At 64.0% G+C, this 20,611-nt stretch carries 16 protein-coding genes; 5 read left to right on the plus strand and 11 right to left on the minus strand.

Going from position 1 to position 20,611, the window contains the following annotated elements; translation table 11 throughout:
• Positions 1-114 precede the first annotated feature (114 nt).
• Positions 115-744 carry an SACE_7040 family transcriptional regulator gene (locus D9V28_RS13190; protein WP_121660224.1) on the plus strand — a complete coding sequence of 210 codons (630 nt, stop codon included), beginning with the start codon at positions 115-117 and terminating at the stop codon, positions 742-744.
• Positions 745-751: 7 nt separating this feature from the next.
• Here D9V28_RS13190 and D9V28_RS13195 read toward each other — a convergent pair whose 3' ends face one another.
• The 3 genes from D9V28_RS13195 to pdhA are packed head-to-tail and all read right to left on the minus strand — an operon-like array spanning position 752 to position 4,385.
• Positions 752-2,260 (minus strand): dihydrolipoamide acetyltransferase family protein, encoded by a 1,509-nt coding sequence (locus D9V28_RS13195; protein ID WP_121660225.1) that lies wholly within the window; start codon positions 2,258-2,260, stop codon positions 752-754.
• Positions 2,257-3,270 (minus strand): alpha-ketoacid dehydrogenase subunit beta, encoded by a 1,014-nt coding sequence (locus D9V28_RS13200; protein WP_121660226.1) that lies wholly within the window; start codon positions 3,268-3,270, stop codon positions 2,257-2,259. The genes D9V28_RS13195 and D9V28_RS13200 overlap by 4 nt, the downstream gene beginning before the upstream one ends.
• Complete coding sequence (gene pdhA, locus D9V28_RS13205; protein WP_229728165.1) at positions 3,267-4,385, minus strand: pyruvate dehydrogenase (acetyl-transferring) E1 component subunit alpha; 1,119 nt, start codon at positions 4,383-4,385, stop codon at positions 3,267-3,269. Before pdhA ends, D9V28_RS13200 begins: the two co-directional genes overlap by 4 nt.
• Positions 4,386-4,611: 226 nt before the next feature.
• On the opposite strand from pdhA, the gene D9V28_RS13210 reads away from it, so the two are divergent.
• Positions 4,612-5,082, plus strand: a complete 471-nt coding sequence (locus D9V28_RS13210) for an Lrp/AsnC family transcriptional regulator (RefSeq protein WP_121660416.1) — start codon at positions 4,612-4,614, stop codon at positions 5,080-5,082.
• Between the two features lie 942 nt (positions 5,083-6,024).
• On the opposite strand, the gene D9V28_RS13220 is transcribed toward D9V28_RS13210, so the two are convergent.
• Positions 6,025-6,330: a hypothetical protein gene (locus D9V28_RS13220; RefSeq protein WP_147441009.1), complete on the minus strand. Its 306-nt coding sequence runs from the start codon at positions 6,328-6,330 to the stop codon at positions 6,025-6,027.
• A 100-nt stretch (positions 6,331-6,430) separates the two neighbouring features.
• Entirely contained in the window at positions 6,431-8,716 is a 2,286-nt protein-coding gene (locus tag D9V28_RS13225; protein ID WP_121660230.1) for a polyribonucleotide nucleotidyltransferase, read from the minus strand.
• 422 nt (positions 8,717-9,138) lie between these two features.
• On the opposite strand from D9V28_RS13225, the gene D9V28_RS13230 reads away from it, so the two are divergent.
• On the plus strand, positions 9,139-12,909 hold the full coding sequence (locus D9V28_RS13230; RefSeq protein ID WP_121660231.1) for a DUF3376 domain-containing protein: 3,771 nt from the start codon (positions 9,139-9,141) through the stop codon (positions 12,907-12,909).
• On the opposite strand, the gene D9V28_RS15985 is transcribed toward D9V28_RS13230, so the two are convergent.
• The 3 genes from D9V28_RS15985 to D9V28_RS13240 all read right to left on the minus strand — a co-directional run bounded on the left by D9V28_RS15985 (position 12,824) and on the right by D9V28_RS13240 (position 14,891).
• Positions 12,824-13,018: a hypothetical protein gene (locus tag D9V28_RS15985; RefSeq protein ID WP_147441011.1), complete on the minus strand. Its 195-nt coding sequence runs from the start codon at positions 13,016-13,018 to the stop codon at positions 12,824-12,826. The two genes, D9V28_RS13230 and D9V28_RS15985, sit on opposite strands and share 86 nt — an antisense overlap.
• A 134-nt stretch (positions 13,019-13,152) precedes the next feature.
• The gene (locus D9V28_RS13235; protein ID WP_121660232.1) at positions 13,153-13,779 is read right to left on the minus strand and encodes an FMN reductase; all 627 of its coding nucleotides are present in this window, start codon (positions 13,777-13,779) and stop codon (positions 13,153-13,155) included.
• The gene (locus D9V28_RS13240; protein WP_121660233.1) at positions 13,776-14,891 is read right to left on the minus strand and encodes an LLM class flavin-dependent oxidoreductase; all 1,116 of its coding nucleotides are present in this window, start codon (positions 14,889-14,891) and stop codon (positions 13,776-13,778) included. Before D9V28_RS13240 ends, D9V28_RS13235 begins: the two co-directional genes overlap by 4 nt.
• A 124-nt stretch (positions 14,892-15,015) precedes the next feature.
• Here D9V28_RS13240 and D9V28_RS13245 point away from each other — a divergent pair, with 124 nt between their 5' ends.
• Positions 15,016-16,161, plus strand: a complete 1,146-nt coding sequence (locus D9V28_RS13245; protein ID WP_229728139.1) for an acyltransferase family protein — start codon at positions 15,016-15,018, stop codon at positions 16,159-16,161.
• Between the two features lie 21 nt (positions 16,162-16,182).
• Here the strand turns inward: D9V28_RS13245 and D9V28_RS13250 are convergent, their stop codons facing one another.
• Positions 16,183-16,677 carry a VanZ family protein gene (locus D9V28_RS13250; protein ID WP_121660234.1) on the minus strand — a complete coding sequence of 165 codons (495 nt, stop codon included), beginning with the start codon at positions 16,675-16,677 and terminating at the stop codon, positions 16,183-16,185.
• A gap of 87 nt (positions 16,678-16,764) precedes the next feature.
• Positions 16,765-18,261, minus strand: coding sequence for an amino acid permease (locus D9V28_RS13255; RefSeq protein ID WP_121660235.1), 1,497 nt, complete (start codon positions 18,259-18,261; stop codon positions 16,765-16,767).
• A gap of 88 nt (positions 18,262-18,349) precedes the next feature.
• Here D9V28_RS13255 and D9V28_RS13260 point away from each other — a divergent pair, with 88 nt between their 5' ends.
• On the plus strand, positions 18,350-20,035 hold the full coding sequence (locus tag D9V28_RS13260) for a glycoside hydrolase family 13 protein (RefSeq protein WP_121660236.1): 1,686 nt from the start codon (positions 18,350-18,352) through the stop codon (positions 20,033-20,035).
• A gap of 244 nt (positions 20,036-20,279) precedes the next feature.
• On the opposite strand, the gene rpsO is transcribed toward D9V28_RS13260, so the two are convergent.
• Positions 20,280-20,549, minus strand: coding sequence for a 30S ribosomal protein S15 (rpsO, locus tag D9V28_RS13265; RefSeq protein WP_108390576.1), 270 nt, complete (start codon positions 20,547-20,549; stop codon positions 20,280-20,282).
• Between the last annotated feature and the right edge of the window lie 62 nt (positions 20,550-20,611).

Raw genomic sequence — 20,611 nt, forward strand, 5'->3', positions numbered from 1 at the left:
TGACATTCCTCGGTTGCTTCGGCTCGATTTCTACTCGGTTACGAACCATTAACTGATCCGAGGTTAGTATGTATTAACCCGGTTGTCCAGCATCGCTTTCACGGAGGAAACGCCATGGTTCACGACGCGACCGTCACCTCGTCCGCGACAGCGCCGACCGGGCCCGATGAACGAATCGGGCGAACCGAAGCCAAGGCTCGACGGCGTGAGGCACTACTCGATGCGGCGTCTCGTCATTTCGCCGAGCGCGGGTTCAACGGGGTCTCAATCGAAGACCTCGGCACAGCGGTCGGGATGAGCGGCCCTGCCGTGTACCGGCACTTCGAGAGCAAACACGCGTTGCTCGCGGCCGTGCTTGTCGGAGTCAGCCAGAACCTGCTCGACGGCGGCACGCGTGTCGTTTCTCGGGCTCCAGACGGAGAGCTTGCCCTTCGGGCCCTGATCGAGTTCCACGTTCGGTTTGCGCTCGACAATGCCGATGTCATCCGGGTTCAGGATCGCGATCTCGACAGCCTGTCCGGAGACGAACGGCACACGGTGCGCACGTTGCAGCGGCGGTATGTCGAAGTGTGGGTCGGGGTACTTCAGTACCTGCACCCGCAGACCGATGTTACCGAACTTCGCATTCGCGCCCATGCCGCGTTCGGCCTGATCAACTCGACGCCGTATTCGGGCCAGGGTGGAGTGCAGCGGGAGGCGGTGCGCCGCATCCTTGAGGAGATGGCGTTCGCGGGCCTCCGCTGAAAACTGCTCACACCATCGTGAGCACCATCCCGGGATTGCTCAGGATGCTGCCAACGTCGACAAGGAACCGCGACCCCTGCTCGCCATCAACGAGCCTGTGGTCGAACGACAGGCTCAGCGTCATCACTTCACGCAGCGCGATTTCGCCCTGGTACTCCCACGGCAGCCTTCGCACGGCACCCATCGCGAGGATGGCCGCCTCGCCCGGGTTGAGAATCGGAGTGCCAGCGTCGACGCCGAATACGCCGACGTTGGTGATGGTGATCGTTCCGCCGGTCAGGCTCTGCGGGCTCGTGGTGCCGGCCCTTGCGTCCTCGATGAGCGCGTCGAGCGCGTTCCGCAGCTCGGCGAGGCTCAGTGTGTCCGCGTTCTTGACGTTCGGCACGATGAGTCCTCGCCCGGTCGCTGCGGCAATACCGAGATGCACAGCGCCGAGCTGGACGATCTCCTGCGCGTCCTCATCCCACCGGGAGTTCACTGCGGGCGTCCGCGCGGCAGCGAGAATCACGGCCTTGGCGACGAGGGTCAGGATCGACAGCCGCTTGCCCCGGAACTCCGGCGTGTTCGCGAGCGACCGCACCAGATCCATTCCGGCGGTCACATCGATCGTCAGGAATTCTGTGACGTGCGGCGCCGTGAACGCCGACCGCACCATTGCCTGCGCTGTGGCCTTCCGCACCCCGCGAATCGGCAAGCGGACGTCGGCCCGCCGTCCCGTTCCCGCGGGAGCAGGAGCATCCGTTTTCTCACCCTGATCACTCGTCTCTTTTGTCGAGAGCGAAACGGATGCCTGTGGCCCGTTTCCGACGGCGCGCTCGACGTCCTCCCTCGTGATGAGCCCGTTCTCGCCGCTGCCTGTCACGGTCGCCAGGTCGATACCCGCGTCGCGCGCCAGCTTCCGCACCGGCGGCGTCGACCGGGGCCGCTCAAGCGCCTCGACGGAACCGGACGTCTCGACAGGACCGGGCGTCTCACGAGAGCCGGGCGTCTCACGAGAGCCTGACGTCTCGGGGAAGTTGTGCGGATCATCGCGCGGCGCACCATCCGCCCAGGCGCGAGCCCGTCGCTTCGGTCGCGCTCCCCCGTCGACGCGAGGTCCGTATCCGACCAGAACCGACTCGCGCTCGCCGAGACCCTGCGCGTCTGCGCGGGGCGTAGAAGCGTCGGCATCGGAAGGCGTCTGATCGACGCCAGCCGTGGCATCCGTTTCGGAACTGTTCGACTCGATGTCGACGGTGTTCGGCGATCCATCCGTCGGCACGTCGGTCTCACTGCCCGGCACGTCGAACGCGACGATCGGCTCGCCGACGTTGACCGTGGCGCCCTCGTCGGCGAACAGCCGGGACACGGTGCCGGCGAAGGGCGAAGGCAGCTCGACGAGCGCCTTGGCCGTCTCTACCTCGGCGATAATCTGGTTGAGGCTGACGGTGTCGCCGACGGCCACGTGCCAGGCCACGATCTCGCTCTCGGTCAGCCCCTCGCCGAGGTCAGGCAGGGCAAAGTTCACGACGCTCATGCTGTTGCTTTCCATCCGGTGAGCGAGTTGCGGCGGCCGAGCACCCGATCGACGGCGTCGAGGATGCGGTCGAGGTCGGGCAGGAACGCCTCCTCGAGCGAGGCAGGTGGGTAGGGCGTGTCGAAGCCGGTCACGCGCGCCGGCGCTGCCTCGAGCCAGTCGAAGCAGCGCTCCGTGATGGCCGCGGCGATTTCGGCACCCATCCCGCCCGACTGTGCGGCCTCGTGGGTGATGACGAGCCTCCCGGTTTTGCGAACGGATGCCTCCACGGTCGCGAAGTCGACCGGCGAGAGTGATCGCAGATCAACGACTTCGACAGCCACCCCGTCATCTGCCGCGGCTGCCGCCACGTCCAGCGCCGTCCGGACCAGCGGTCCGTATGCAACAAGCGTCACGTCCGAGCCGGACTTCAGGACACGCGCCTGCCCGAGCGGGATCGCGTTCGCGTCGAGCTCGGTGTCGACCTCTCCCTTTTGCCAGTATCGGCGTTTGGGCTCGAAGAACAGCACGGGGTCGTCCGAAGCGATGGCCTGCTGGATCATGCTGTGCGCGTCCTGCGGGTTCGAGCACGACACCACCCGCAGGCCGGCCGTGTGCGCGAAGTATGCCTCTGGGGACTCAGAGTGATGCTCGACAGCGCCGATGCCTCCTCCGAACGGCACCCGAATGGTGATCGGCATTTTCACGGTGCCCTGGGTCCGGTAGTGGAGCTTCGCTACCTGGGCGACGATCTGGTCGAATCCCGGGTAGATGAACCCGTCGAACTGGATCTCGCAGACCGGGCGGTAGCCGCGGATGGCGAGCCCGACCGCCGTTCCGATGATGCCGGCCTCCGCGAGTGGGGTGTCGATCACCCTGCGCGGTCCGTACTCCTCCTGCAGTTTGTCGGTGATGCGGAACACGCCGCCGAGCTTGCCGATGTCTTCACCGAGAAGCACAACCTTCTCGTCGCGGGCGAGCGAGCGTCGAAGACCGTCATTGAGTGCGCCCGCGAGAGTCATCGTGGTCATGACCGGTCCCCCTGAGTGGAGGCATCCGGATCGCTGTCGAATGACGCGAGGTACGCCGCATACTGGCTCTTCTGGCGCTCGAGGCCGGAGTGCGGCTCGGCGAAGACATTCTCGAACACCGACAGCGGGTTCGGTTTGGCAATCGACAGGCACCCCGCCCGCATGTCGCGAGCGACAGCATCCGCTTTGGAATTGACTCTCGAACCGAGTTCATCGGGAAACACGCCGCGGCTCTCGAGGAGCGCGGCCAGGCGCGTGATCGGATCCTTGGCGCGCCACTCGTCAAGCTCGCTGGCCGAGCGGTAGCGAGTGGGGTCGTCGCTCGTCGTGTGTGGGCCCATGCGGTACGTGACGGCCTCGATGAAGGTCGGACCGCCGCCGGTGCGAGCGCGGTCGAGCGCGATGCGGGTTGCTGCCATCACGGCCAGCACGTCGTTGCCGTCGACGCGCATGCTCGGGATGCCGAAGCCGGGAGCTCGATCAGAGAGATGCCGCTTCGATTGGAGACCGACGGGTTCAGAGATGGCCCACTGGTTGTTCTGGCAGAAGAACACGACCGGCGCCTGGAAGCTGGCGGCGAAGACCATCGCTTCGTTCACATCGCCCTGGCTCGTCGCGCCGTCGCCGAAGTAGGCGATTGCCACTGAGTCCGAGCCGTCAAACTGGCAGCCGAGTGCGTAGCCGGTGGCGTGGAGTGTTTGCGCGCCGATGATGACGGCGGGGGTGGCCATGCCGACTTCGTAGGGATTCCAGCCGGACGCGGCTGTGCCTCGCCACACCCGCATGAGGTCGGTGAAGTTGACTCCGCGGCAGTAGGCGACGCCATTCTCGCGGTAGCTGGAGAAGACGAAGTCGTCGGAGCGGAGCGCGCGGGCCGAGCCGATCTGTGCGGCTTCCTGGCCGAGGAGCGGTGGCCAGAGGCCGAGCTCGCCCTGACGTTGCAGGGCTGTCGCTTCGGTGTCGATGCGGCGGACGACGACCATGTCTTCGTAGAGATCCGCGAGTTGTTCCGTGGTCACGTCGTCGACCCAGGAGTCGAAGCCGGGGCTGGACTGACGTTCGCCTGTTGGACTGATCAGCTGCACAACGTCCTCGAGCTTGAGAAGCGCGGTGATGTCTTCGTGCGCCTCGTGAGTTCGTGTGCCTTCATGGGTGGTGGACACAGTTACACGCAACTTTCTTTCGTGCACTGAACCGCTGGATCGCAGCGTTTCAGCATCTGGCGCCGTTGCCAGAAGTACTTGCGACCGTACGCCTCGCTTTCAAACGGCACAACTGTGCGGCGAAGAATTGCGCATAATGCTCGTCATCTGGGAGGCGGTGCTGCTAGTCTCTGGCACTATGCACAAGCTCGACGGCACGGACACCCGACTTCTCCTGGCCCTCACTGACGACCCGCGGTCATCGATCGTCGCTCTCGCCGAGAAGCTGGGCCTTTCGCGAAACACGGTTCAGGCCCGGTTGAGCGCGATTGACTCGACCGATGTACTTGCGTCGTTTGAGCGGCGCATCAACCCGGCGGCGATCGGGTACCCGTTGAGCGCGTTCATCTCGGTGCACCTGCAGCAGCACAAGCTGGCCGCGATCGTCGATGAGCTCAAAACCATCCCCGAGATTATCCAGGCGCACGGGCTCAGCGGGCAGAGCGATCTGCTTATCCGTGTAGTGGCCACAGATGCGGACGACCTGTTTCGGGTGTCGAGTCTGATCCTCGCGTGCGATGGCGTCGAGCGAGCGGAGACCTCGCTTGCTATGGGCGAACTGATTCCGTTCCGGGCCGCGCCCCTGCTCGAGCGCACGCAGCGCGGCTAAAACTCCCGCGCGTCAGCCCGGCTACCCACGTGCCGCGCGCCGCGGCGTGGTGCTCGGTCGTGCCGCGCGCCGCGGCGGTGCTCGGTGGTGTCGCGTCGTTGCGACATCCTGCCCGGTCGTGTGCGGTCTTTGCAGGTATGCCCGGTCACAACCGGCCGTTCGGGTTGTTCAGTCACGTTCGATCCTTGCCGACGTGCCGAGGTCACAATCGGTCGTTGTGGCCCAGCTCGGTCACGTTCGGTCGTTGTGGCCCAGCTCGGTCGAAGTCGGCTGCTCCCACTGCAATCGAGCGACCTTTCTCGACTGAGCAACCGCGCGAAGCAACCATGCCTGACCAAGCAACGAAGACCAACCAGCGTATACGGCTCGCCACGCGGACATAAGCGAACGCAGCGAGCCGACTCGACCACAACCGGTCGGCGGCGGCTTGCTCGGTCACAACCGGTCGTTGCCCGGCCTGCTCGGTCACATTCGGTCGTTCCCGCCCCGCTCGGTCGAAGCCGGCTGCTCCCACCGTGATCCAGCAACCCTTCGCGACCGAGCAACCGCGTGGAGCAACCATGTCTGACCAAGCAACGAAGACCAACCAGCGTATCTAGCTCGCCACGCGGACATACGCGAACGCAGCGAGCCGGCTCGACCACAACCGGTCGGCGGCGGCTTGCTCGGTCACAACCGGTCGTTGCCCGGCCTGCTCGGTCACATTCGGTCGTTCCCGCCCCGCTCGGTCGAAGCCGGCTGCTCCCACCGTGATTCGGCAACCCTTCGCGACCGAGCAACCGCGTGGAGCAACCATGTCTGACCAAGCAACGAAGACCAACCAGCGTATCCGGCTCGCCGCGCCGACATGAGCGAACGCAGCGAGGCTCGACCACAACCGGTCGGCAGCGGCTCGCTCGGTCGCAACCGGTCGTTGCCGGCCTGCTCGGTCACATTCGGTCCCTATGCGAGCGTGCGCACCGCAAACGGTTGATGATTGAGCGCACCATTCCGGGCCCTCAGCCGCATCTCCTGGCCAGGCTCGACAGACACGTGGGCACTATCAACCCCCAGAAGCGGCCTCGTCCGAAGGTACCGCGCACCCACCGCAACGACGTGCCGCCCGGGCTCGACCGGGATCACGCACGGTCCACCCCAGTGCGCCAGCACCTCGACACCGTCCACGAGCACATACGGCCGGGCGAACAGCCGCAGAAACCACCCGTTCAGCCAATGCGTTTCGGGGGTCACCGTGAGCGTCGCGATCATCCAGGCCAGCCTAGCCGCGACCGCTACAAGCAGCACAAAAAACGGATGCCCCGCCTCGAGAAGTCGAGGCGGGGCATCCGTTCACTGATGAGAAAGCTGTTTAGCCTTCAGCGGGAGCTTCGGCGTGAACGCGAGCCGTAGCGGCCACATCTTCACCCTCAGCTGCTGCGGTCTCTTCAGCGACGACCGGCTCAAGCGACAGCTTGCCGCGGTCGTCGATCTTCGTGATCTGGACGAGGATCTTCTGTCCGACACCGAGGACGTCTTCGACGTTCTCGACACGCTTGCCACCGGCGAGCTTGCGCACCTCAGAGATGTGCAGCAGGCCGTCCTTGCCAGGAAGCAGCGAGACGAAGGCGCCGAATGTGGCGATCTTCACGACGGTTCCGAGGAACTGCTCGCCAACCTCAGGGTTGGTCGGGTTGGCGATCGCGTTGACCTGGGCACGAGCTGCCTCGGCCGACGGTCCGTCGACAGCGCCGATGTACACGGTGCCGTCTTCTTCGATCGAGATGTCTGCGCCGGTCTCGTCCTGGATGGAGTTGATCGTCTTGCCCTTGGGGCCGATCAGCTCACCGATCTTGTCGACCGGGATGTTGACGCTGATCACGCGAGGCGCGGTCGGTGCCATTTCATCCGGGGCGTCGATTGCGGCGTTGAGGACGGAGAGGATCGTTGCACGAGCCTCCTTGGCCTGGGTCAGCGCGGCCTTGAGCACGGAGGCGGGGATGCCGTCGAGCTTGGTGTCGAGCTGGATGGCCGTGACGAACTCGGACGTACCTGCGACCTTGAAGTCCATGTCGCCGAGCGCGTCTTCTGCACCGAGGATGTCGGTGAGAGCCGCGTAACGGGTCTGGCCGTCAACCTCGTCTGAGACGAGGCCCATGGCGATGCCTGCGACCGGGGCGCGCAGCGGCACACCGGCGTTGAGCAGCGACAGGGTCGATGCACACACGGAACCCATCGACGTCGAACCGTTGGATCCGAGGGCCTCGGATACCTGGCGGATGGCGTACGGGAACTCCTCGCGGCTCGGCAGAACCGGAACGAGCGCGCGCTCAGCCAGGAAGCCGTGCCCGATCTCGCGACGCTTCGGCGAACCGACGCGGCCGGTCTCACCTGTGGAGTACGGCGGGAAGTTGTAGTGGTGCAGGTAACGCTTCTTCGTGATCGGGCTCAGTGAGTCGATCTGCTGCTCCATCTTGAGCATGTTCAGTGTGGTGACACCCAGGATCTGGGTCTCGCCGCGCTGGAAGATCGCCGAACCGTGAACGCGAGGGATGACCTGAACCTCGGCGTCGAGCGGACGAATGTCTGCAAGGCCACGGCCGTCCATACGGACACCCTCGGTGAGGATGCGCGTGCGAACGACGTCCTTGGTGACGGACTTGTACGCTGCGGACACCTGGTTGTTGGTGTCAGCGGGCAGTTCGCCTGCCTCGACCTTGGCGGCGATGGCAGCCTTGACGCGGTCCTTCAGTGCGTCGTCAGCGTCCTGGCGCTCGAGCTTGTCGGCGATCTGGTAGATCGAGACGAGCTCTTCGCGAGCCAATTCACTGACAGCGGCGAAGGTCTCGTCGTTGTACGGCAGGAAGACCGGGTAGTCACGAACTTCCTTGGCCGACTGGGCGGCGAGCTCGCTCTGAGCCTTGACCAGCTGGAGGAGGAACGGCTTCGCGGCGTCGAGGCCCTCTGCGACGACCTCTTCGTTCGGCTTGACTGCGCCGCCCTGGATGAGCGCCCACGCACCTTCGGTGGCTTCTGCTTCAACCATCATGATGGCGATGTCTTCGTTACCGTTCTCGTCTGTGACGAGGCGACCGGCGACCGTGAGGTCGAAGACAGCGTCAGCGAGCTGCGATGCCTTCGGGAATGCAACCCACTGGCCGTTGATCAGGGCGAGGCGGATGCCGGCGATCGGGCCCGAGAACGGAAGTCCCGAGATCTGGGTCGACATTGATGCCGCGTTGATCGCCAGTGCGTCGTAGAACTCGTCGGGAGCGATGCTCAGGACGGTGATGACGATCTGGACTTCGTTGCGCAGGCCGGTCACGAATGACGGGCGAAGCGGACGGTCGATCAGGCGGCAAACGAGGATGGCCTCGGTGGACGGACGGCCTTCGCGACGGAAGAACGAGCCGGGGATCTTGCCTGCAGCGTAGCTGCGCTCTTCAACGTCCACCGTGAGGGGGAAGAAGTCGAACTGGTCTTTGGGGTGCTTTCCGGCGCTGGTGGCCGAGAGAAGCATGGTTTCTTCATCGAGGTATGCAGCAATGGCACCCTGTGCCTGCTGCGCGAGGCGTCCTGCTTCGAAGCGGACTGTGCGCTTTCCGAACTTGCCGTTGTCGAGGACTGCCTCGGCGAACTTGATTTCTGGACCTTCCATAGGTCACTCCTTACGTTTAGCGCTGCCCCGTGTGGGCGCACGCTCTGCGAGGAGCAGGAACAGGCAGTAATTCTCAGACCGTATGATCTGGCTGATCTCCAGTAGAAAATCGCTCTCGACATTCCCTGTCGATACACCGAAGGGAGAAACGTCGGCATCCCGACGTGAGAGAAATCCACCACCGAGGACCAGCTTCCTGCCGGCCTGCTCCGTTGATGTGGACCCGGTATTGCTATCGGGCCGTGTTCAGCTTAGCAGAGGGGCGTTTTTCACAGCTGTGAAGTTGCTTTCCCCGCGTGTCCATCAGGCGAACGGATGCTGTCGCTTGCGTTCCGACGGCGGCGCAACTCCCCTTCCGCACCCGCCCGTGGCGGGAGTACGGTGACTCGCAACCCACCACGCTCCCGCGGGAAGGACGAACGATGGCGAGCACCGCAGAGTCCCCCAGCGTTCTGATCGTCGCGCTGGATCCGACACGCCCCCCTGCCCCACGGCCCCTCCCGGAGGAGGAGCAGGCCGCGCTGCAACCACGACACAGCCGTGTCCTCCGTGCCGCACTGGCAATGCGCGGCGGAGTCAGCCTCGCGGTATGGATCGGAGGCGCCGTCGCCGAGATCGACGTGTGGCGTCGAATCCGGATTCGCACGGCCGCTGACGGCACTTCGTGCGCCGTGCTGATTCCGCCGTCGCCCGACGCGGGGGCACACAACGAACACTGGGTCGACCGCGCTGTGCGCTACGCACGAGTGCTCCACTCGCGCGGCTTCGACGCTGTGGAGTTCGACGTGATGGCCGGCGCAAGCGCAGGCGGACTCAACTCGGTAATGTACGCCGTTGCCCAGCGTGCCGGCGCAAGCGTCGACGGCCTGCTGACCACCTGGCGCGACGTCGGCGGCGCCTGGAGCCTGATGCATCCGCCCGGCTTTCGACGGCTCGATTCGATCCTGCGAGGTGACGACTACTTCTGGCCACAGGTCCACACAGCACTGCGCAACTTCTACGACCCGTCCGAGACCGACATCCATCCAGCGCACCGCGCCACACGGGTCACGGTCGACCTGTCTGCGACCATCGTCGACAGTGAGGACTCGAGTGAGCGCGGCACCAAGGAGGGAAAGGGACACTTTCACTTTGTCGGTTCGGACGACAACACGGCAAACGAACGCGGCAGAAACATTCCGGCCGCCCATGATCCGTCAGCCGATGCCAGCCTCGCACGGCTGGCATACGCGGCCCGGACCACGTCCGCGTTCCCCGGTGCGTTCGAACCGGCCCTGATCTTCTCGAAGACCACAACGCCGGACGCGGTCGTCGAGCCGTCCAACTCGGAGAGCGTCGACATGAGTTTTGCGTTCCACGCGCACCGTGAAGACTGGTCGCACCCTTTCCGGGTGGTGGACGGCGCTGTACTCGACAACATCCCCATCGATCGTGCCTTCCGGGCCATCCGGGGTATGGCATCCACGGTGAACGCCTCTCGCGCACTTGTCTACCTCGACCCCAGCCCGCCCATCCAGCCGCTCGGATCGGTGCGACCGACGGCATACGGGGTTCGGGCAGGCAGCGCGACCCCATCCGGGCCGCGCCGCGTCCTCGAGCGAATGGCGGACAGACGCTCGCAGCTGTTGTCTGGAGTGGCCGCTGGCAGGGGCAAGCGTGGCATCCGGGAATCAGGCGAGGACGAAGAGGACGAGGTCGAGAGGTTCCGGCTTCAACTCGCGCAGTCGCACGGCAGGAGCGACTCGCTGGCCGTGCTGTCGAACGCGGCGATCTCCCGCTATCACCTGCCCAAGGCCAGGCGGGCCTACGTGCGATTCCGCGCCACGACCGATCTCCAGCTGCTGACGCTGACCCTGGCGAATCCGTCACTCTGGCAGCTGGGCACAAACCTGCCAACCCGCCAGAACTGGATGGCCTGGTCGTCGGAAGAACGCAGTGGGCTCGCCCACTGCTTCCTCGCCGAGTACGAGGACGCCTCACGCGCAGACGAGACCGGCGTTTTCGCCCAGGCCATCACACTCGGCCCCCAGGCAGTGATCGACGCGACACTCTGCGCTCTCAACTGGGTGCGCTCCCTGGAAGAGCTCCCGATGGACGGCAACCTCGACGACAACCTCGACGCCGTGTTCGGCGGCAGCCACGAGCCACGTGAACCACCGCTGCCTGTCGCCTCGATCACCCTCCTCCGGACGCGGCTGTACCTCCTGCTCGCTCACGCCACCGACCTCAGGGATGTTGCCCTTCGCCGGGTTCTCGATGAGACGGAAGCCCAGAGAAAACTGCCAGACTCCCCTCGGCGAGCGCCGGCATCCGGGGACCAGGCTGGCGCCAGAGCCACGGCGCTGGCGACCTCGGTTGTGACCTCGTGGGTCTACGCGTCGTCCGCTGTGCTCGCTGAGCTTGAGGACGACTGGCAGCAGCTCGACGCCTGTCTGATCACGCTGCGTTCGGCTTCACCCGGCCCGTCGAATCCGTACCCGGGCTGGAAAGAGTCACCCTACGCGGGCATACCTACTCGCCGGCCAGATTTTGATGCTCAAGACCTGGCTCCATTCCTGGCCGCCACCGGCATTCCTGAACCCATCTCGACTCTGACCTACTGGCGCATCACCGGAGATGAGGCGCCGGCGAGGGCCGAGCAGTACACAACACTCATCGACCGCAAGGTGCGAGCCGCGACGGTCGCTGCGCTGAGAATGCCAAGTGCTGACCTCGATGCTGAAGTCGTTGCCCGGCTCTTCAGCGACAGGCAACTCGGTTCGGACGAGAAACTCGCCGGGACATCACTGTTCAACTTCGCGGGATTCCTGTCGAAGCACTGGCGCTCGAACGACTGGTGGTGGGGCAGGCTTGACGCTGCCGCGGGAATGACCAGGCTGGTCGCGTCGTATCCTCCTCGGGAGGAAGGAGAGTCGCTCGATCTGTCTTCCACCATCGACGCCGTGCAGTCCGGGGTGCTCGCTGATGCCGACCGAAGCGATGCGGGACCGTTCGGCGGTATCCCGGCGGACGCGGCTGGGAGCGACACACGAGCGCGATTCGCGATGGGCGGCGACTCCATAGACAACCTTCACCCCGGCTATCTCGTCGCTGTGCTCTCGCGTACGGTGCGCGTTGCCTCACGGGCATTCTCCGGCTCGACCGGAACCGCCATGCGGTTCCTCATCGCCGCGCTTCGCCCCGTGCTGGTCTTCGCGCCGATCGCGCTGAATCCCCTTCGCCAGGCGCTGGTCGCAGCCATCCTCGGCGTGACCATAGCGATCGCAGCGGCCGCTGCCTATCTTCCAGCCAGGCCACCCGATGTGTTCTCGTTCCTGCCCGGGTATGCCCTTCTTCTCGTCATCGGACTGAGTCTGATCGCAGCCATCATCGGCGTGCTGCGCACGTGGACCAGACTGGTCGGGCTCGTCCGTGCGTCGTCGGCAACGAGACATTCCCGGATACTAGCGCTCGTGCTCAATCTCCGGCGTGAGTCCACCTGGCAGGGCGCCGTGTACGCGGTTTTCGCTCTTGTCACCCTGGTCGTCGCTTCGGCAGAACTCTGGACCGATGGCCTGTCGGTCTCCTATTGGATTCTGGTGATCTCCGCGTCGGTTCTGGCCGCTCGGGCCCGGCTGCGTGCGCGATCGCCGAGCGAGGAGGAACACCGTGTTCTCCTGTTCGGGGCCGGGATCCTGGCGTACTCAGGCTGGCTGGTAGTTGTCGCGCTGCTCCCCGACTGGGTACAAACGCTCCGCTGGGACAGCGGCACCCTGCTTCCGATCACCGTCACCGCTGCCGGCTTCCTCGTCTCGGCGCTTCTGACACTCAGCTGGCTTCCCATCCTGGGAACGCTGACGCGGACCTGGCTCCTCAATTGGGTGACCGTCTCGCTCGTCGCTGGCGCAGCATCCGGGGTGATCGTTTTCATCGCCACCCACGTGAGAGGTACCGGCTTCGGTGTTCTCAACGCCGGGACGGCAGTGGTCCTGGTGATTGTGGCCTGGGGGTCGATTGTCTGGTGGTTGCCGGAGATTCCGGAGGGTGCGAGCCCGCGATGGAAGGCCTACGAGGTCCCTGACACACTGCGGCGAACCTACCGCGTCGGCTCCGCACCGACAACGAGCGTCACTCCCGACCGCGAAGCCGGGCCCACCACAGACCACCGACGATCAGGAGAACCAGCGCAACCGCCGCGATCAGCACGAACTTGATGGCTGCGGCGAGGAAGGCCAGGGCGACATTCACGATCCAGCTGGCCACGACGATCGCGAGAAGAACGACGACGATGCCGATCACAAGGTTCTTTGTGCTGGTTTTCATGGCTCCAGTTGACCACACCAAGAGCCAGGGAAACGACACAGCTGACCCTGCTGCACAGCACCGCTCGGCTGCGGAGTGTGCCGGCGGCCCTCAGGAGCCACGAACACATTCGATGTGGATGCACGGTCGCGCATTCAGCTCGGTTGGAAGCCACCGATCGGACTCAGTGAGGCGTCAAAACCGAACGGGTCTCGCACCTGGCTCGAGCGGTCCGACGCGGCGACGAGGGGCACCAGTTCACCGGCGGCCCGGTCGATCCGGTCGGGCAGTGTCTTCACCTGGTCAGCACCGCTGCCCCAGTCTTCGGATGCCGCGAACACGCTCGTTGGAACCACAACGGCGTGCAGGTACGTGAACATCGGGCGGAGGGCGTAGTCCAGGGCAAGAGAGTGGCGGGCGGTTCCAGCTGTCGCGCCGATCAGCACGGGCATGTCGGTCAGCGAGCGGTTGTCGAGCACGTCGAAGAACGATTTGAAGAGACCGCTGTAGCTCGTCGTGAAGATCGGGGTGACGGCGATGAGTCCGTCAGCGCCGGTTACCGCGTCGATGACGGCCTCAAGCTTGGGACTGGCGAACCCGGTCAACATGTTGTTCATGATGTCCGAGGCCACGTCGCGAAGCTCCACGGTCGTGACCTCTACCTCGACACCCTGTTCGGTCAGCCGTGCGACGGTGGCGTCGACCAGACGGTCAGCGAGCATCCGGGTGGACGACGGCTGGCTGAGTCCCGCGGAGACGACGGCAAGTTTGCGTGCTGTCATGAGTTGACCTTCGTTTTGAGAGGCGTCTGTGCTTCAGCTGTCTCAGCGACAGCCCGAAGCGAGGCGTGGGTTGGGGCGTCAGGCACATCGGCCGGGCGGTTTCGAGCGAACTCGCGGCGGAGCACGGGCACAACCTCTTCGCCGAGCAGGTCGAGCTGCTCGAGCACCGTCTTGAGTGGCAGACCGGCGTGGTCCATCAGGAAGAGCTGGCGCTGGTAGTCACCGACGTAGTCGCGGAACCCGAGCGTCTTGTCGATCACTTCCTGAGGGCTGCCGACAGTGAGCGGAGTCTGAGAGGTGAAGTCCTCGAGGCTCGGCCCGTGGCCATAAACGGGAGCGTTGTCGAAGTACGGACGGAATTCACGAACGGCGTCCTGTGAGTTCTTGCGCATGAACACCTGTCCGCCGAGGCCGACGATCGCCTGGTCGGCACGACCGTGGCCGTAGTGTTCGAAGCGCTGGCGGTAGAAGCCAACCATCTTCTGGGTGTGCGACGCCGGCCAGAAGATGTGGTTCGAGAAGAACCCGTCGCCGTAGAACGCGGCCTGTTCGGCGATCTCGGGAGAACGAATCGATCCGTGCCAGATGAACGGAGCGACGCCGTCGAGTGGGCGCGGTGTCGAGGTGAAGCCCTGAAGCGGAGTGCGGAACTGACCTTCCCAGTCGACGACATCCTCACGCCAGAGCCTGCGCAGCAAAGCGTACTTCTCAAGTGCGAGGGGAATGCCCTGGCGGATGTCCTCGCCGAACCACGGGTAGACAGGGCCTGTGTTGCCGCGCCCGAGCGTGAGGTCCATCCGACCGCCCGAGAGGTGCTGCAGCATCGCGTATTCCTCGGCGATGCGCACGGGGTCGTTGGTGGTGATCAGCGTTGTCGCCGTCGAGAGGATGATCTTATCTGTCTTGGCGGCCAGGTAGCTGTTGATCGCGACGGGGCTGGATGGGAAGAACGGCGGGTTGTGGTGCTCCCCCATGGCGAAGACGTCGAGCCCGACGGTCTCGGCGTGCTGCGCGATGGTCAGAATGTCCTGCAGGCGCGAGGCGTCGGTAGGGGTCGTGCCCGTTGTTGGGTCGGTGGTGATGTCACCGACACTGAAAATTCCGAACTGCATGACTGCCTTCCAGCGAGAGATAACCTATTCGTTTGAATAGATATCGAGTGTAACTGACGGCCTTCGGGATCTATTCCCCGCTACACGCATTCCCCGGATGAAGCGCTCGCCCTAGTCTGGGAGCGTGACAGCAGCGACCGGCAGCATTCCCAAGCCACGCGTCCCTTTTTGGGACAACGCGCGTTTCGCCTGCATAGTTCTGGTCGTGATGGGTCACGGCATCCAGCGAATTACTTACGACTCGGATGCTGCGCTGACCGTTTACCTGTTGATCTATACGTTCCATATGCCCGCATTTGCGATCGTCAGTGGCTACTTCACCAAGAGCGGTCCGCTGAGCTCCCGTCAGATGAAACGGGTGATCACTGACATCCTGTTGCCGTACCTGATCATGGAAACGATCTGGACGCTCGTGCAGTTCCTTGTCGAGGGCAAACGCGAGCTCAATCCCACTCAACCGTCGTGGACGCTGTGGTTCCTCCTGGCTCTCGGAATCTTCAGGCTGGTTCTCCCCTACCTTGCGCTGCTCCGCTGGCCGCTCGCCTGGTCACTGGTCATCTCAGTCGGGGTGGGCTACCTCGACAACGTGGACAGCACATTCTCGCTCGCTCGAACCCTCGGAATCCTCCCGTTCTTCGTTCTTGGCTGGCAGCTGCATCGGTGGAAGCTGGTCGATCGATGGCGTGTCGTCGATCGTCAGACCTGGGCGATCCGCGGCGCCGCTCTCGCCCTGTTCGCAATCTGGATCGCCGTGCTTGTAACGTTCATCGACCTGTGGCGACGGATCGACCTGCGGTACTGGTTCTTCTACGACGACTCATATGCCGGGCTCGGCGAGGACCAGTGGTTCGCTGGCGGCGTGCGGCTCGCCCTGATCGTACTCGCCGTTCTGCTCAGCGCGGCGTTCTTCGTGCTGCTGCCTCGGCGTGAAACCTGGATGACGACGTTCGGCAGGTACACGATGTACGTCTATCTGCTGCACAGTTTTGTTCTGTACCCGTTGCGTGAAAGCGGAGTACTTCGCCATGAGACGCTGCCGGATGTCTGGCTCGTTGGGATGCTCGTCTTTGCCGTTGTCATTTCGGTGGTGCTGGCGAGCGCTCCGGTTCGGCGTGTGTTCCGACCGCTGATCGAGCCCAAGCCGAAGTGGATCTTCGCGGATCATCGTGATGCAGCCCCCGGGCCATCCAGGCGGGACCCGACCGGAGCCGAACGGGATCGCGATCCGCAGCGGCATCGCCCGGCGGCGCCGCGGCACGACACCGAGTAACGCTCGAAGAACCGGCGACGGTTAGCGGGTCGATCCAGCCATCGACCGTGCTCGTGGCGGGCGAGCGGCCTGCGCCGCTCGGGCCGCCTTGGCCTCCCTCAGCTGCCGCGCCTTGCGGGCGGTGAGCAGAAGACCGATGAGAACACCGAGGATTGCACCGGCGCTGTTGGCCACCAGATCGCGGGGGTCGGAGACCCGACCGGGGATGAAGAGCTGCGCCGTTTCAATGACGACGGTGATGCCACAGCCGAGTGCCATGGCGAGCCACCACAGCCGTCGCCCGAACAGCAGCACGAGAAACAGGCCAATCGGGAAGAACATGGCGACGTTTGCCGAGAACTCGAGAGTGTTGTAGTTGATCCATGCTGTGGCCTCGTAACGATCGAGAACGCGGAGCATCTTGAAGATGAAACCGCTATTGCTCTCGTCGAGCGGCTGCGGGCCGAGTGTCACCCAACCGACAAAGGCCAGGTACACAGTCGTGAGCAGGCCGAGGATGGGGTGACGATGCAGCATCCGTTCAGTCTGACCTAGTTCCCTCCGCGTGGCATCCCAAAACATACCCCCAAACTGTGGAGTGCCTGCCGGTCGCCACGGAAAACCCTATGGTTTCTCTGAGAGCCGCAATTCGGCCTGCTGCCTGCCGAGCACCGAGTGGCTGCGACCGTAAACGAAGTAGATGACGAGGCCAACCAGCAGCCATATGCCGAATCGCACCCAGGTGAGTGTTGTCAGGTTGAGCATGAGCCAGAGGCACAGGGCGGCGGACAGAATCGGCAGGAACGGGGACAGCGGCACGCGGAACGCGCGAGGCAGGTCGGGGCGCTTCTTCCGCAGCACGACGACCGCGATGCTCACGAGCACAAACGCGCTGAGCGTGCCGATGTTGATCATCTCTTCGAGGATGCCGACGTCAGTGAGGCCTGCGAGCAGTGCGACGAGGACGCCGGAGATGATCTGGATGCGAACCGGAGTGCGCCGCTTGTCGCTCGTGACACTGAGCCACCGTGGCAGCAGCCCGTCGCGGCTCATCGCGAAGAGAACCCTGGCCAGGCCGAGCAGGAGCACCATGATGACCGTGGTGAGGCCGGCCAGAATACCGACGGAGATCACCTGGGCGGCCCAGTCGGCTCCGACGGCCACGAACGCCGTCGCAAGCGAAGGGTCTTCGGCTTCGGCCAGAACGGTGTACGGCACCATTCCGGTCAGCACAAGGCTGACACCGATGTAGAGAACGGTGACGATGGCGAGCCCTCCGAAGATGCCTCGCGGCAGGTTCTTCTGCGGGTCGCGCACCTCCTCGGCGCTTGTGGCCACAACGTCAAAGCCGATGAAGGCGAAGAACACGAGGCTGGCACCGGCGAGGAGACCGAAGACACCGTACTGGGCCGGAGCCGCTCCGGTCAGGAACGAGAAGAGCGACTGGGTCCACGCGTCACTCGAGCCGCCTTCGGTCGGCACCGACTCGGGGATGAAGGGCGAGTAGTTCGCCGGCTGGATGAAGAATGCGCCGACAACGATGACGAAGAGCACGATCGCGACCTTGATGATCGTGAAGACGGCGCCGACGCGGGCCGAGAGTTGAGTGCCAAGAACGAGCAGTGTCGTGAAGATGGCGACGATGATGAATGGTCCCCAGCTGACCTGCAGTCCACCGAGGTTGAGGGTGTCCGGGACGTTCCAGTTCCAGAGGTCGAAGACCAGTGAGAGGTAGATGCCCCAGTACTTGGCGATGACGGCCGCAGCGGTGAGCATCTCGAGGATGAGGTCCCAGCCGATGATCCAGGCGAGGAGTTCTCCGAGCGTTGCGTATGTGAAGGTGTACGCCGAACCGGCGACGGGGACAGCGGATGCGAATTCGGCGTAACACATGATCGCGAGCGCACAGGTGATGGCGGCGAGCACGAACGACACGCTGACCGATGGGCCGGCGTACTGACCGGCAGCGCGAGCGCCGACCGAGAAGATGCCGGCTCCGACAGCGACTGCGACTCCCATGACCATGAGGTCCCAGGTGCCGAGTGTGCGTTTGAGGCTGCGGTGTTCGAGGTGCGAATCCGCGATGGATTCCTCGATGCTCTTTGTGCGCCAGATGCTCATGGTGGCTTCCCCGATCTGTGCCCCGAACGGGGCACCTACTGAGAATGCCAGACATCGCGTCTGGCGTCGAGGTGAGAGGATCGGGTGCATGACGGATTCCCTGAGTGACCAGACCGATTCCGAGAATTTCACGGCGCCGTGGTGGACCCGGGCGGTGGTCTACCAGGTCTATCCGCGGAGTTTCGCGGATTCCGATGGGGACGGTGTCGGTGACCTGAATGGCATCCGTTCACAATTGGATTACCTTGCCGACCTTGGAGTCGATGTGGTGTGGCTGTCGCCGGTGTACCCGTCGCCGCAGCATGACAATGGTTATGACATTCGGGACTATGAGGACATCGATCCGGTGTTCGGCTCGTTGTCTGACTTCGATGAGTTGGTTGCCCAGGCGCACCAGCGTGGCATCCGTGTGGTGATGGATCTTGTGGTGAACCACACCAGCGACGAGCACGACTGGTTTCGCGAGTCGCGGTCATCGATCGATAACCCCAAGCGGGACTGGTACTGGTGGCGAAAGCCCCGGGAAGACGGGAGCGCGCCGAACGGGTGGACCAGTGCGTTTTCGGGGCCAGCATGGACGCTCGACGAGACAACCGGTGAGTACTACCTGCACCTGTTCGCGAAGCAACAGCCGGATCTCAATTGGGAGAACGCTGAGGTGCGTCAGGCCGTTTACGCGATGATGCGCCGCTGGCTTGACCGGGGTGTCGACGGGTTTCGAATGGACGTCATCAACCTCATTGCGAAGCGCACTGAACTCATCGATGGGCCTCAGCGCGGATCAGGTGATGGCTTCGAGATGGGTCCGCAGATTCACGCATTTCTCAAAGAGATGCACCAGGAGGTGTTTGCCGGTCGGGACGGCACCTACCTCACCGTTGGCGAGATGCCAGGCGTCAGCATCGACGACGCGGCGCTCTTCACCGATCCGACGCAGCACGAGGTCGACATGGTGTTTCAGTTCGAGCACGTGTCGCTCGACCAGGGAGAGCACAAGTTCGATCCCATCCCCCTCGACCTGGTCGCCCTGAAGACGAGTCTTGCTCGGTGGCAGGAGGGTCTTGCTGAGACCGGGTGGAACAGTTTGTACCTGAACAATCACGACCAGCCACGACTGGTGTCGAGGTTCGGTAACGATCGCGAGTACCGATATGAGTCTGCGACCCTGTGGGCGCTGGTGCTTCACCTGCACCGAGGGACGCCGTACATCTACCAGGGCGAAGAGATCGGTATGACGAACGTACGGTTCGAGTCGATCGAGCACTATCGGGACATCGAATCGCTTAACCACTACCGCGAAGCGGTCGACGAGTTTGATCAGGCGCCATCCAGCGTCCTGGAGGCCGTGCATGCGATGGGCCGCGACAATGCGCGCACGCCGATGCAGTGGGACAGCAGCGAGCAGGCCGGATTCACGACGGGCACACCCTGGATCGGGGTGAATCCAAACTACGTGGAGATCAACGCTGAAGCGGATCGGGCGAGTGGCACGAGCGTGTTCGCTTTCTATCAGCGACTCATCAAACTGCGCCACGAGAACGAGACGGTTGCGCTCGGTGGCTTCGAGTTGCTGGAACCGTCACACCCGACGCTGTACGCCTTCTTTCGGACGTCGCCGTCGGAGCGCCTGCTCGTTGTGGCGAACGTCTCCGATGAACCGTTCCTCGGTGAACTCCCCCTGGACGTTGGCTCGGCCGAGCTGCTTCTCGGCAACTACCCCGTAAATGGAGATGCCGCGCTGCGCCCATGGGAAGCACGGCTCTACCGGCTCTGATTTCACTGCGCGTGCCGCGAAGCACCAACAAGGGAGTCAGTCCGCTCGCATCTCCACCGCGCGATGTCCCGCTCGCGTGCGCCGAGGCATCCGTTCTGCGAAAAATCTGCGCAACGGGCCGGGCGGCCTGAGAAGCGGACATAAAAAATGGGCCGTTCACCCGAAGGTGAACGGCCCATTTTCAAGAAGATCGCGTTGTCATCGTCCTGAACAGGTCAGGGACCGACGCGGTTCTCGACTGAAATTAGCGACGCAGTCCGAGACGCTCGATGAGCGAGCGGTAACGGTTGATGTCGACATCAGCGAGGTAACCGAGCAGGCGGCGACGCTGACCAACCAGCAGAAGCAGGCCACGACGTGAGTGGTGGTCGTGCTTGTGCTCTTTGAGGTGTTCGGTGAGATCCTTGATCCGCTGGGTCATCACTGCGACCTGGACCTCGGGGGATCCCGTGTCACCTGGGTGGGTTGCGTACTCTTCGATGATCGCCTTCTTGGCTTCGCCTTCAAGTGCCATAGGTTGATCCCCTTTTCTCTCGTTGCGCGGTGCCCGTCACAGAATGTGTGAGCTCTCTTTAT

The sequence above is a fragment of the Mycetocola zhadangensis genome (assembly GCF_003668565.1).
Classification (GTDB): Bacteria; Actinomycetota; Actinomycetes; order Actinomycetales; family Microbacteriaceae; genus Mycetocola_A; species Mycetocola_A zhadangensis.